This is a genomic window from Neobacillus citreus (genome assembly GCF_018343545.2).
Classification (GTDB): Bacteria; Bacillota; Bacilli; order Bacillales; family Cytobacillaceae; genus Neobacillus; species Neobacillus citreus.
Window position 1 is genome coordinate 90,946 of sequence record NZ_JAGYPE020000002.1, and the last position, 12,444, is coordinate 103,389.

The 12,444-nt window shown below is 41.5% G+C and carries 11 protein-coding genes; 9 read left to right on the top strand and 2 right to left on the bottom strand.

What is annotated here, in order from left to right; genetic code table 11:
• Positions 1-30 precede the first annotated feature (30 nt).
• Genes KHB02_RS02080 through KHB02_RS02095 form a run of 4 tightly spaced genes read left to right on the top strand, consistent with a single transcriptional unit; the run spans position 31 to position 3,906 of the window.
• Positions 31-1,023, top strand: coding sequence for an ABC transporter ATP-binding protein (locus KHB02_RS02080; RefSeq protein WP_213145417.1), 993 nt, complete (start codon positions 31-33; stop codon positions 1,021-1,023).
• Positions 1,004-1,972: an ABC transporter ATP-binding protein gene (locus KHB02_RS02085; RefSeq protein ID WP_213145418.1), complete on the top strand. Its 969-nt coding sequence runs from the start codon at positions 1,004-1,006 to the stop codon at positions 1,970-1,972. Before KHB02_RS02080 ends, KHB02_RS02085 begins: the two co-directional genes overlap by 20 nt.
• Positions 1,973-1,995: 23 nt before the next feature.
• Complete coding sequence (locus tag KHB02_RS02090; RefSeq protein ID WP_241113671.1) at positions 1,996-3,000, top strand: ABC transporter permease; 1,005 nt, start codon at positions 1,996-1,998, stop codon at positions 2,998-3,000.
• A gap of 12 nt (positions 3,001-3,012) precedes the next feature.
• The gene (locus tag KHB02_RS02095; protein ID WP_213145419.1) at positions 3,013-3,906 is read left to right on the top strand and encodes an ABC transporter permease; all 894 of its coding nucleotides are present in this window, start codon (positions 3,013-3,015) and stop codon (positions 3,904-3,906) included.
• A gap of 60 nt (positions 3,907-3,966) precedes the next feature.
• Here KHB02_RS02095 and KHB02_RS02100 read toward each other — a convergent pair whose 3' ends face one another.
• Complete coding sequence (locus tag KHB02_RS02100) at positions 3,967-4,908, bottom strand: LysR family transcriptional regulator (protein ID WP_213145420.1); 942 nt, start codon at positions 4,906-4,908, stop codon at positions 3,967-3,969.
• Between the two features lie 241 nt (positions 4,909-5,149).
• Between KHB02_RS02100 and KHB02_RS02105 the strand changes: the two genes are divergently transcribed.
• The 4 genes from KHB02_RS02105 (at position 5,150) to KHB02_RS02120 (ending at position 9,796) form a co-directional block, all read left to right on the top strand.
• Positions 5,150-6,601, top strand: coding sequence for an APC family permease (locus tag KHB02_RS02105; protein WP_213145421.1), 1,452 nt, complete (start codon positions 5,150-5,152; stop codon positions 6,599-6,601).
• Positions 6,602-6,882: 281 nt separating this feature from the next.
• The gene (locus KHB02_RS02110; RefSeq protein ID WP_213145422.1) at positions 6,883-7,317 is read left to right on the top strand and encodes a MarR family winged helix-turn-helix transcriptional regulator; all 435 of its coding nucleotides are present in this window, start codon (positions 6,883-6,885) and stop codon (positions 7,315-7,317) included.
• A 17-nt stretch (positions 7,318-7,334) separates the two neighbouring features.
• The gene (locus KHB02_RS02115) at positions 7,335-7,982 is read left to right on the top strand and encodes a beta-barrel domain-containing protein (protein ID WP_213145423.1); all 648 of its coding nucleotides are present in this window, start codon (positions 7,335-7,337) and stop codon (positions 7,980-7,982) included.
• Between the two features lie 8 nt (positions 7,983-7,990).
• Positions 7,991-9,796 (top strand): DHA2 family efflux MFS transporter permease subunit, encoded by a 1,806-nt coding sequence (locus KHB02_RS02120; protein WP_213145424.1) that lies wholly within the window; start codon positions 7,991-7,993, stop codon positions 9,794-9,796.
• 48 nt (positions 9,797-9,844) lie between these two features.
• On the opposite strand, the gene guaC is transcribed toward KHB02_RS02120, so the two are convergent.
• Positions 9,845-10,828 (bottom strand): GMP reductase, encoded by a 984-nt coding sequence (gene guaC / locus KHB02_RS02125; protein ID WP_213118986.1) that lies wholly within the window; start codon positions 10,826-10,828, stop codon positions 9,845-9,847.
• A 414-nt stretch (positions 10,829-11,242) separates the two neighbouring features.
• Here guaC and KHB02_RS02130 point away from each other — a divergent pair, with 414 nt between their 5' ends.
• Positions 11,243-12,436: a MalY/PatB family protein gene (locus KHB02_RS02130; RefSeq protein WP_213145425.1), complete on the top strand. Its 1,194-nt coding sequence runs from the start codon at positions 11,243-11,245 to the stop codon at positions 12,434-12,436.
• Positions 12,437-12,444 lie beyond the last annotated feature (8 nt).

Genomic DNA, 12,444 nt, shown 5'->3' on the forward strand with positions numbered 1-12,444 from the left:
TTACAATCTATTGATAACAGGAGGGAAAGAATGGAGCCGCTGCTTTCTGTTCAAAACTTGAAAACGCACTTTTTTACAGATAATGGCGTGGTTCGCTCCGTTGACGGTGTCAGTTTCACCGTTAACGAGGGCGAAACGCTTGGCATAGTGGGAGAGTCGGGTTCAGGGAAAAGTGTTACCGCCCTCTCCATCATGCAATTACTGCCACCCAGAAAAGGCAAAATTGTCGAAGGCAGCATCCGATTTGAAGGTGTTGACCTCACCAAATTGACTGATAAGAAGATGCGCAAGATTCGCGGCAATGAAATTGCGATGATCTTCCAAGAACCGATGACAAGCCTAAACCCCAGCTACACAATTGGCAATCAAATTGGAGAAGCCCTTAGACTTCATATGAAGTTAAATAGAAAAGAAGCGGAAGAAAGAAGCATTGAGCTGCTAACTCAAGTTGGCATTCCCCGGGCTGAGAAGATTGTGAAGGACTATCCTCATCGGTTATCCGGCGGAATGCGGCAACGCGTCATGATTGCGATGGCCCTTGCCTGCAATCCTAGACTGATAATTGCGGACGAACCGACAACGGCACTCGATGTGACGATTCAGGCGCAAATTTTGGAACTGATTCAACAAATGAAGCGTAAAAGCAATACTTCCATCATGATGATTACCCATGACCTTGGCGTCGTTTCAGAAGTATGTGACCGGGTCATTGTCATGTATGCGGGCAGGGTTGTCGAAGAAGCGGATGTAAAAACCATATTTTCTTCACCGTCCCATCCTTATACAAAAGGATTAATCGAATCCATCCCGACCCTCGAAGAAGAGGTCGAGTGGCTCGAAACCATCCCGGGAAATGTCCCCATTCCGTCGGAAATGCCGGAGGGTTGTAAATTTGCCTCTCGATGTAAATTTGCGATGGAAGAATGCTTAAATGCAGAGCCTGAACTTTATGAGATTGATCCGGGCCAAAAATCCCGCTGTTTTTTGGCAAAGGAGGTTAAACATGCCGTCACCGTTACTTGAAGTAAAGGATTTAAAAGTACATTTCCCTATTAAAAGCGGCTTTTTCGGAAGAAACACGAATGTTGTAAAGGCCATCGATGGGGTGAATTTTCATATCTTCGAGAATGAAACATTTGGGTTGGTGGGGGAATCGGGCTGCGGCAAATCGACGACCGGTAAAGCGATTTTGCGGTTAATTAATTCGACGGACGGAGAGATTTTGTTTCAAGGAAAAGAGATTTCTAAGCTTCCTCATAAGGAAATGAGACCGATTTACCGAGATATTCAGTTGATATTTCAGGACCCATACGCATCACTCAATCCTCGAAAAACCGCTGGTGATTTAATTGAAGAACCAATGATTGTCAATACGGATTTTAGTCCAGAGCAGCGAAAAAGAAGGGTACATGAGCTATTGGAGGTAGTCGGGTTAAGTGCCTACCATGCTTCTAGATACCCGCACGAATTTTCAGGGGGACAACGGCAGCGGATCGGGATTGCCAAGGCGCTTTCTTTGAATCCGAAACTAATCATTGCTGATGAAGCCGTCTCGGCCCTGGACGTTTCAATCCAATCGCAGGTACTGAATTTATTAAGACAATTGCAACGCGATTTCGGCTTAACATACTTATTTATTTCCCATGATTTAAGTGTTGTGAAGCATATTAGCGACAGAATTGGCGTGATGTATTTAGGGAAAATGGTGGAACAGGGGAGCAAGAAAAGCTTATACGAAAATCCCCTGCATCCCTATACACAAGCATTATTTTCAGCCGCACCATGCATCAACCATGATAAGAAACGGGAGCGGATTGTACTCAAAGGGGATTTGCCAAATCCAATTAATCCGCCGAAGGGATGTCCGTTTCATCCGCGCTGCTTTGTTAAAATGGCTGAGTGCGAAACCGTTACGCCAGAATTACGATACGCAGGTGATGGACACTATGTTGCCTGCCATCTATATAAATAACGGCAAAGGAGGTGCAGGGAAGCTTGTCTAACTATATTACCCGCCGTATATTGCAATTATTTCCAGTTTTGATTGGAATGTCGATCATTGTTTTTTCTATCATCCACGCCATCCCGGGGGACCCAGCGACCGTTATACTTGGCGATCAGGCCACACCGGACGCCGTCAAGGATTTAAGAGAGGAGATGGGTTTAAACAAACCTCTTACCACCCAGTATTTCGCCTATGTTACGGATATTGTGACCGGTGATTTTGGCACTTCATTAAAAACAAAAAAGCCAATCCAGGAAGAAATCATGCCGTATTTAACGGCAACCATTGAATTAATGATCATGAGTATGCTGATTGCGATCATCATAGGGGTAAATGCCGGAATTATCGCGGCTTGGAGAAGGGCATCCTGGTTTGATTATACGGCGATGTTAATCGCTTTAATGGGTGTATCGATACCGGTATTTTGGCTTGGCCTTATGGAACAGTGGATTTTTGCTGAGAAACTAAGCTGGCTGCCCTCAACCGGACGAATAAACGCAAGGGAACCAGTTGAAGCAATCACAGGTCTCCTTTTATTTGATACATTGATACAAGGAAATTGGGCAGGGTTTTGGGATGTATTCAAGCATTTAATTTTACCAAGTATTGCTTTGGGAACCATTCCCATGGCGGTGATTGCAAGGATTACCAGGTCAAGCATGCTTGAAGTGTTAGAGCTGGATTATGTCCGGACCGCCCGTGCCAAAGGACTGTCGGGATTCTGGGTGCTTTATAAACATGCTTTAAAAAATGCTTTTGCACCAATTTTAACAATCATTGGCATGCTAACAGGATTATTGTTAGGTGGCGCCGTTCTGACGGAAACCATTTTCGGCTGGCCAGGTGTGGGCCGCTACATTTATGATGCGATTGGTTCTCGCGATTACCCTGTCATCCAAACCGGAATTTTAATCATTGCCACCATATTTGTGTTTGTCAATTTAATCGTCGATATCCTCTATTCACTTTTAGATCCGCGAATTAATTACCGTTAAGGAGGGAGGAACTTGAAAACAGTCTTACAACCGGTAGCTGATAAACCTACCTTCAATAAATCTACTAAAAAATCATTGTGGCTGGAAGCTTGGAAAAAGCTGAAAAAGCAGCGTCCCGCCATGGTTGGGTTAGGAATTGTCCTCGTCTTTGTCTTGATGGGCATATTGGCCCCTGTTCTTACGTCGCAGCCCTACGATGGATTTAATCCGCAGAAAACCTTGATATCTCCCAATGCAGACCATTGGTTTGGAACTGATGACCAGGGCAGGGACATTTATACGCGGATTATTTATGGTGCAAGAATTTCATTATGGATTGGCTTCTTTTCTGTCATTGGTTCGATCATCGTGGGGTCTTTTCTCGGCTTGATTGCCGGTTATTACGGGAAATGGCTAGATACCATCATTTCACGATTCTTTGATATCATGCTTGCGTTTCCTAGTATTCTACTTGCCATTGCGATTGTCGCGATCTTAGGTCCGAGCCTCTTTAATGCACTGGTCGCCATCGCGATTATTAACATTCCTACGTACGGCCGTTTGATTCGGTCGCGAGTGTTAAGTGTAAAGGAAGAAGAATACATCGCTGCCGCAAAAATAACTGGCATGTCCGATAGACGTCTGCTGTTTCAGCATGTACTTCCTAACTCGATTACGCCAATTATTGTGCAGGGCACATTAGGCATTGCCACTGCCATTTTAGAAGCAGCCGCATTAGGTTTTTTGGGACTAGGTGCGCAGCCAGGCGAACCAGAATGGGGAAAGATGCTGGCCGATTCTAGACAATTTATCACGAGTGCTCCTTGGACTTTATTGTTCCCAGGCTTTGCCATCATGCTGATTGTCCTTGGTTTTAATATGTTTGGTGACGGGCTTCGGGATGCCTTAGACCCAAAAATGAAATAGCCATCATTTGAAAAACTCAAAATGGAGGAGCTCTTCTTCTGTTTTGAGTTTTTTTATGTCTTAGAGTTTAGAAGGGATTATGGTCCTTCTTTTGTTGTATAAATCGGATATCTCCCGTTCAAAATATTTCATCGTTTTTTGGTTTTCTATAGAAAAAGCTTTATTCTTTAAAGTGGCCATCCCTAGGAAACTATTTTTATTTACATCCTCGATTAAGGGAATCGCTAGTATTTCCCCGCTTTTGACAAAAGGGTTGGTCTGTACCTCTGACTCTGTTTCAATCGCAATTGCGAGCCCATTGCGGACTGCCTCGGAAATGTTCTCGTTATTATTAGTGGTAAATAACAATTTAAGCGGACCGTACTGCTGATTGAAAATTTTAAAAAACCAGTTCATATACTCGCCATTAAACATCACCAAGGTTTGGTCCGTTATATCTTTAGGCTCTAAAAACGCGGAATAAGCCAAAGGAGAGGCAGGGTCTACTAACACAAAAAAATGAATGGGGGACAACTTTGTGAACGTGATACTGTTTCTATATTTTAATGTTTCATCATAGATCACAAGAATTCCTAAATCTATTTCCTTTTTGATGATAGATTCCGTGATGTGCAGAGAACTTTTTTCAACTAGAGCGATTTCCTGCTGGGGAAATTCCTGTTTGATGTCAGCAAGCAGCTTTGGCAGAATCGGCAAATGCAGCCCGGACACTATTCCAATGGTTAACCGGCTCTTGGATGCAATTTTGTATTTCTCGGCTTCCACTTGCAACCTATTTAAATTTTGTAAGACGTCCATAGCAATGGTAACTAATTGTTTTCCTGCTTCTGTTGGTTTTACCCCATTATGCTGCCTCTCAAATAGTTTAACGCCTAATTCATTCTCCAGTTTTGTGATGGACTGGCTGATTGCAGACTGGGAAATATGGAGTGCTTGGCCAGCCTTTGAAAAAGACCGTAATTCCATGACAGATACGATGTATTCCAACTGCTCGAATTGCAAACTATGTTTCACCACCTTGGATATTATTAATTGAATAATTTTGTCTATTACTATTATTGGCTGTACAAACGGAAAATCCTTCTTTTTAGGTATAAGCAATACTTATACATCTATTAATAATCAATATTTTACTAGGAAGATAATAAAATTTAAACTATATATAGAAAATTCTAAATAGTCGGGAGAAAAGAATAACATAATTTGAAAATTATTCCAGTAAAACGAAAGGAGGAATGGCTACATGCAAGTTGTAGAAAAAAAGGAAATCACTACAACTGTTTCAAAGCACAATGCCCAATTAAAAAAGTCATTATCTAAATGGGATTTGTTAACAATTGGCGTAGGGGCCGCGGTTGGTTGGTCATGGGTTATGTATGCAGGGGTTTGGACATCGGTGCCGGGCAGTATGGGAGGAATCATCGCCTTCTTGATTGGCGGTATTCTTTGCTCTTTTGTAGGGCTTGCCTATGCCGAGCTTGCTTCAGCGATGCCGCGGGCAGGAGGGGACATCGTTTATACATTTAAAGGATTAGGCGACCGCTGGGCATTTTTCGCGGGAGCTTGCGTGGGATATGGTTTACTTACATTAATTGTGGTTGAAACCATCATGCTGCCGATTATTCTGGGTGCACTTGGTTTTCCATTACCCAAGATAGGAGCTTTGTACAGTATTGGCGGAGAAACAATTTATGCATCCTATGTAATTGTTTCGATTTTGTTTAACTTTTTCTTTGCCTTTCTTAATATGAAAGGCGTCGAATTTTCAAAAGTTTTTCAAACGATTACTGTTGCTGTTATGCTGCTGGCAGCCGTCTTTTATGTTATCGTCGGTGTCAGCCTAGGAGATATCGATAATGCCAAGCCATTGGTATCTTCTTTATCGGGAATTTCCCTAACCTTATTAATGGTACCGGGATTCTTAGCAGGGTTTAACGTGGTCGCGCAGGCAGCGGAAGAAACCAATGTAAAACCGAAAATGATTGGCAGACTTGTTGTCATTACAGTTTGGGCAAGTGCTGCCTTCTATATTCTAATCATTATCGGGACAGGCTTTTCAGCCAATTTGGAAATGCGTCAGACCGCCCAAATTGTCGTTCTCGATTCATTGGTCCAGCTGTTGCATGGCTCGCAAACCGCCAAAATATTTGTCGCGATTGCAGCTTTGATTGGGATGTTAACATCATGGAATGCCGCATATCTAGCCGGAAGCAGGGTTTTGTTTGCGCTTGGCAGGGCCAAATATATTTCAAAGGGCTTCTCAGAGCTGCATAGGATCAATAAGACACCGGCCAAAGCCGTCATGTTCTTATTCATTTTAAGCAGTTTAGGGGCGTTCCTTGGGACTAGTAAATCTATATTTATGAATATTGTAAATGTCTCCGGTTTTATGATGGTTTGTTCCTGGTTATTGGTCGTCATTACATTTATGGTGCTCAGGAAAAAAGAGCCGAATTTAAACCGCCCTTATCGAGTCGCCTATGGCGGGGCTGTTGGGTGGCTAGCCATACTTTCTCTTGTTTTCTTTTTATTCTTATACACACCATTAAACCCATTGGGAGGTTTGTCGGTTCCTGAGTTAGTTGTTTTATCCATCCTCCTTCTTACGATACTTGCACTTTATTTTATAAATGTACAACGCAGCAACATCAGCAGAGAAGAGCGTGAAAAATTCTTATTCGATAATGGAGATTAAAGATAAAAGAGGATGTCCTTAAAAGAAATATAAGGGGATCATCCTCTTTTTTGTTATTTAGGCAGGTTGTTTGTTTTTATGTAAACATTGAACGTAGAAACGCAGATTCCTTTAAATAATATTTTTCACAAAAGAAAGGAGTGTTAAAATATTAAATTTTTATTAAAGGGAAAAAAGCCAATTGACAGGAAAAAGGAAGATGTGCGATTATAGGTAACACAAATTGTTTCGCATACGAAATATTCGTATAGTAAATAATACCTAAAAAAGGAGGAGGGGACATGAAGACTGCCTATAACAGTGAGATTCTCAATTCATTTTCAGATATAAGCAAGCTTCTTTTTAAAGTTTCCAAAAAAGATGCTGATAAGAACGGATTAACCGTTGTTCAGTTGAAGGCTTTGTATAAAATTTCCCAGCGTCCAAATCTTGGATTAGTGGAACTGGCAGAAATCCTAAAATTAACGAACAGTACCGTCAGCGGGGTAGTCGACCGGCTTGTGCAAAGCGGTTTTGTTGAACGCCGCAATCCACCCCATGATCGCCGTGCGATCACGATTCATCTGACGGAAAAAGGCGAAGAAAAATTGGAACAAGCGATATTGAATGAATCAGAGCTTGTCCAAAAGCTTAACAAGATTAAGCAATTGCCGGAAGAGGATATTCAGCATTTATTGCGCATCCATAAGCAAATCCAAGATATTTTAAGTGAATAAAGGAGGACTTTATATTTATGAACGCAAAACGCATGATTTTAATCAATGTCATACTACTGATTATTTTAGTAGGTGGAGGCTTTGCGGGGTATTATTACTTTAATCAATCTGTAAACTATTTATCCACTGATAACGCCCAAATTGCCGGACAACAGGTAATCGTTGCTGCACCTGCAACTGGAAAATTGACAAAATGGTCTGGAAAGACAGGCGATACATTCGCAAAGGATGATACGATTGGGACAGTTCAAATGGTAAGTGACAAAGGAGCAGTTGATGTGGATATTAAGGCTCCTGCTGACGGCACCATTGTCCAAACAAATGCAGTGGAAAATACAATGGTAGCAGCCGGCACACCGCTAGCTGTCAGCTACGACCTTGACCATCTATGGGTAACAGCCAATGTCAAAGAAACCGATTTGAATGATGTGAAAGTGGGCCAGGATGTCGATATTTATGTTGATGCTTTTCCAAACATCACGCTAAACGGCAAGGTTGAAGAAATTGGCTTGGCAACAGCCGGCACTTTCTCACTTTTACCAAAAAACAATGCTTCAGGAAACTACACAAAAGAAACACAGGTCGTTCCTGTCAAAATTTCGCTTGATCATTATGGAGAAAGATTAGTTCCTGGTATGAATGTGACAGTGCGAATTCATAAGTAGGTGATGACATGTCCATATACCTTACAGGTTATATTCTAATATCGGCCCTTCTATTATTATTTGTAAATGTAATGTTGAAAAAACAAAATAAATCTAAAAATAACGAACTGCAGGTGGCAAAGGAAGACCAGCCTGAACAGGAAAATAGCACTGCTTTAGTGAAGGAAGAAGAAGTGCAAGCAATTGAAGACGAACAACCTGAACAAAAGCCCCTAACTGAAGCGGTGGAAAAGACGAAAGAAAAAGAACAACCAGCAAGAAAGCCGGCCGCCAATTCCTCAACGGCAGAGCAATTTGAAGGAAAACGTGGAAAAGTAGTTGCAGCCATGATGCTTGGTGCGTTTGTGGCAATCTTGAATCAAACATTATTAAATGTGGCCATTCCACACATTATGAATGATTTAGGCATCTCAGCAAGCACAGTTCAATGGCTTTCGACAGGGTATATGTTAACGAACGGTATCATTATTCCTATCACCGCATTTTTAACGGCAAGGCTTGGGACGAGGAAATTATTTATTTTTGCAGTCATTTCCTTTACCCTGGGGTCCGTTATCTGCTCGATTTCGCCAACCTTTTCATTGTTAATGTTGGGAAGGATTGTCCAGGCAGCGGGTGCCGGTATCATTATGCCGCTCTTGATGACTGTATTTCTAACCATATACCCTCCAAACCAACGTGGAGCGGCAATGGGGCTTATGGGTGTCGCTATGTTATTTGCCCCGGCAATCGGTCCGACCCTATCGGGATGGTTGATTGGTCATTATGACTGGCGTGTATTATTTGATATTGTCATTCCATTTGGCATTTTGTCCATAATCTTAGCGTCTGTTTGGATGGTGGATGTTACCGAGGTAACCAAGCCAAAATTTGATACTCCTGGATTTATTTTATCCACGCTTGGTTTAGGGTTTTTACTATACGGCTTTAGTGAAGCGGGGAATAATGGCTGGGAAAGTATGCAGGTTGTCGTTTCATTATCGATTGGTGCAATTGGTTTAATCGCCTTTATCTGGCGGGAATTGACCACAGATCAGCCGATGCTGGAATTGCGAGTGTTTAAATACGACATCTTTGCTTTAACAACGATTATCGGAATGATCATTAATATGGCAATGTTTGCCGCAATGATTTTGCTGCCAATCTACCTGCAAAATATTCGCGGCTTTACTGCTCTAGATTCAGGTCTGATGATGCTTCCAGGAGCCATTGTCATGGCGGTCATGATGCCGATTTCCGGAAAGCTCTTTGATAAAATGGGTGCCCGCTGGCTGGCTGTTTTTGGTTTAATCATTACGGTCGTCACGACATGGCAATTTACGAAACTCACGATGTCTACATCATTTGGCTATATTATGCTGCTTTACGTTATGCGAATGTTTGGGATGTCTTTCTTAGCGATGACGGTTCAAACAGAGGGGATGAATCAGCTCCCATTAAGGCTTGCGGGTCATGGAACATCCGCTTCGAACACGGCAAGGACCGTTGCCGGAAGCCTTGGTACGGCCTTTCTCGTTACCGTGATGACAACAAGAAGTGAATTCCATTCTGCGAATTTCGCGAATGTGGTCACAAGTGCTAACCCATACCTAGCCGCTAAATTATCTGGTCTAGGTCAGGGACTTGCTGCTATGGCGGGAATCCCTGTTCAACAAGGGAAAATGCTAGCAACCTATTCTATCTATGGTGAAGCCATGAAGGAAGCCACAATTAGTGGTATCAATGACGCTTTCGTTGTTGCGACGGGAATCGCGGCAGTTGCTTTGGTGCTGGCATTCTTTATCAAAAGAGCAAGACCTGGTACTGAGAAATAGTAATTTTACTAAGAAAAAATGCCTGCCGGAGTGGCAGGCATTTTTTTATTAATAAATCTTATCCCCATTAAAAATGGAATTCTTCACGACAACATAATCAACAGTGCGGATGTCTTTTAATTTGTTTCCGCCCGCATATGAGATCGAAGACTGCAGGTCTTGCTCCATCTCAATTAATGTATCGATTAATTTTCCTTTATGTTCTACGTACATTTTTTTGCCTTCGACATTTTTTCGTTCGCCTTTTTGGAATTCTGAAGCAGAACCAAAATATTCCTTAAAGCACTTTCCATCCTTTTCGAATGTTTCACCAGGAGATTCTTCGTGACCCGCGAATAACGAACCAATCATCACCATGGATGCCCCGAAACGGACAGACTTCGCAATATCACCATGGGTGCGGATACCGCCGTCCGCGATAATCGGCTTGCTTGCGGCTTTTGCGCACCATCTTAGGGCTGCAAGCTGCCAGCCTCCAGTACCGAATCCGGTCTTAATTTTCGTAATACATACTTTACCTGGTCCAATACCGACCTTAGTTGCATCGGCACCAGCATGCTCTAACTCTCTTACGGCTTCAGGTGTTCCAACATTACCAGCGATGACAAAGCTGCCAGGAATTAGTTTTTTAATATGCTTAATCATATCAATAACGGCATTGGAGTGACCATGTGCAATATCGATGGTAATAAATTCAGGTGTCAAGTTTTCATCAGCAAGCTGCTGAACGAATTCATATTCTCCTTCTTTCACACCTACGCTGATGGATGCGATTAGGCCACGTGCCTGCATGTCTTTCACAAAATCAAGGCGTGTTTCCGGCTGGAAACGGTGCATGATATAGAAGTAACCGTTTTCGGCTAAGAAAATAGCAATTTTTTCATCGATGATCGTCTGCATGTTTGCAGGGACGACCGGTAATTTAAATTTATGACCGCCAAATTCGACGCTTGTGTCACACTCAGAACGGCTCTTTACGATTGATTTTGCGGGAATTAGTTGAATATCTTCGTAATCAAATACTGTATCCATGAAATTACACTCCTAAACACGAATATTATATAAAGTTTATGTTTTTATTGTTCGTACATTTGATAATTTACAGCATTTTTATCCAAATGTCAAAACATTTTCATTTTTATTTTTTCTAAATTAATGTAACACAATGGACCGAGTTTCATTCTAGAGCAGCAATCTAGACAATCTTTTTAAAAAGAAAATACAAGCAGGCTAACAAAGTGTTGGGGGCAGACTCCAGCACTTTTATAACGTGTAACTATAGACGAATTGAATACTTCTATTAAAAATCAATATTTTACGAAGGGACAATTTATATGGTTAAATAAAACAAAATATTCAATTAATTCAGAAACCAAAACAAGGCTATAAGTTTTCTTACACCAAAAGTTAGTATTTTTGAAAAACTGATTAAGGAGGAAATCAACAGTGAAGTACAATTTTGACATCGAAATTAATAGGCATGATACAGCTTCGGCAAAATGGGATGAAATAGAGAATTTATTCGGGGAAAAGAATTTACTTCCCATGTGGGTGGCGGACATGGATTTTCAATCACCGGCGCCAGTGATCGAAGCAATTATCAAAAAAGCTGAGCATGGAATCTTTGGCTACACCACACGTCCAGATTCCTATTATCGTGCAATTATCGATTGGATGCAGGAAAGGTACAACTGGAGTGTACAGAAAGAATGGATTTGCTATAGTCCAGGTGTGGTACCGGCATTAAATTATCTTGTGCAAACCTTTACGAACCCTGGAGACAAAATTGTGATCCAGCCTCCGGTTTATTATCCGTTTACTAATGCGATTGTTAATAATAACCGTCAAGTTGTTTATAACCAGTTAAAACATGAAAACGGTAATTACTCGATGGACCTTGAAGACCTGCGAAATAGAATCAATGAGAACGTCAAAATGCTGATTCTCTGCAATCCTCATAACCCATCAGGACGTGTCTGGACAAAAGAAGAGTTAACTGAGCTAGGGAAGATTTGTATTGAGAACAACATTCTCATTGTGTCCGATGAAATCCATTGTGACTTAGTTTTTAAAGGAAAAACGCATACAGTCTTTGCCTCCATTTCTGAAGAATTTGCTGAGCATACCATTGTCTGTACGGCTCCTAGCAAAACCTTTAATTTAGCAGGCTTGCAGACTTCCAATATTATCATTCCCAATCAAAAGCTGAGAGATGAATTTAATGCAACTATGAATCGATTGTCTCTAAGACATACGAATACATTTGGGATTGCCGCAACTGAAAGCGCTTATCGTTTTGGCGGTGAATGGTTAGAACAAGTTGTTTATTATATTGAAAAAAACTTGAATTACCTGAGCGAATATATGGAAAACAATATCAAGGAAATCAAAGTGATCAAACCAGAGGCTAGCTATCTTGTCTGGCTGGACTGTCGGGAACTTGGTTTAGATAAAGAAGGTCTCCAACAACTCATGTTAAAGCACGCCAATGTTGCTTTTAATCAAGGCTACACCTATGGACCGGGAGGGGAAGGATTTATTCGAATGAACATCGGGTGCCCGAGATCCATTTTAGAAGAGGGGCTGAAAAGACTAGAAAAGGCAGTAAAAAGTCATCAAGGTACTGCAGCAAAAATTTAAATATAAAA

Excerpts from the sequence above, each read along its gene's own strand:
- KHB02_RS02105 (WP_213145421.1), top strand. The coding sequence starts at position 5,150 with ATGCAAGTTGTAGAAAAAAAGGAAATCACTACAACTGTTTCAAAGCAC.
- KHB02_RS02080 (WP_213145417.1), top strand. The coding sequence starts at position 31 with ATGGAGCCGCTGCTTTCTGTTCAAAACTTGAAAACGCACTTTTTTACA.
- KHB02_RS02085 (WP_213145418.1), top strand. The coding sequence starts at position 1,004 with ATGCCGTCACCGTTACTTGAAGTAAAGGATTTAAAAGTACATTTCCCT.
- KHB02_RS02110 (WP_213145422.1), top strand. The coding sequence starts at position 6,883 with ATGAAGACTGCCTATAACAGTGAGATTCTCAATTCATTTTCAGATATA.
- guaC (WP_213118986.1), bottom strand. The coding sequence starts at position 10,828 with ATGGATACAGTATTTGATTACGAAGATATTCAACTAATTCCCGCAAAA.
- KHB02_RS02115 (WP_213145423.1), top strand. The coding sequence starts at position 7,335 with ATGAACGCAAAACGCATGATTTTAATCAATGTCATACTACTGATTATT.
- KHB02_RS02120 (WP_213145424.1), top strand. The coding sequence starts at position 7,991 with ATGTCCATATACCTTACAGGTTATATTCTAATATCGGCCCTTCTATTA.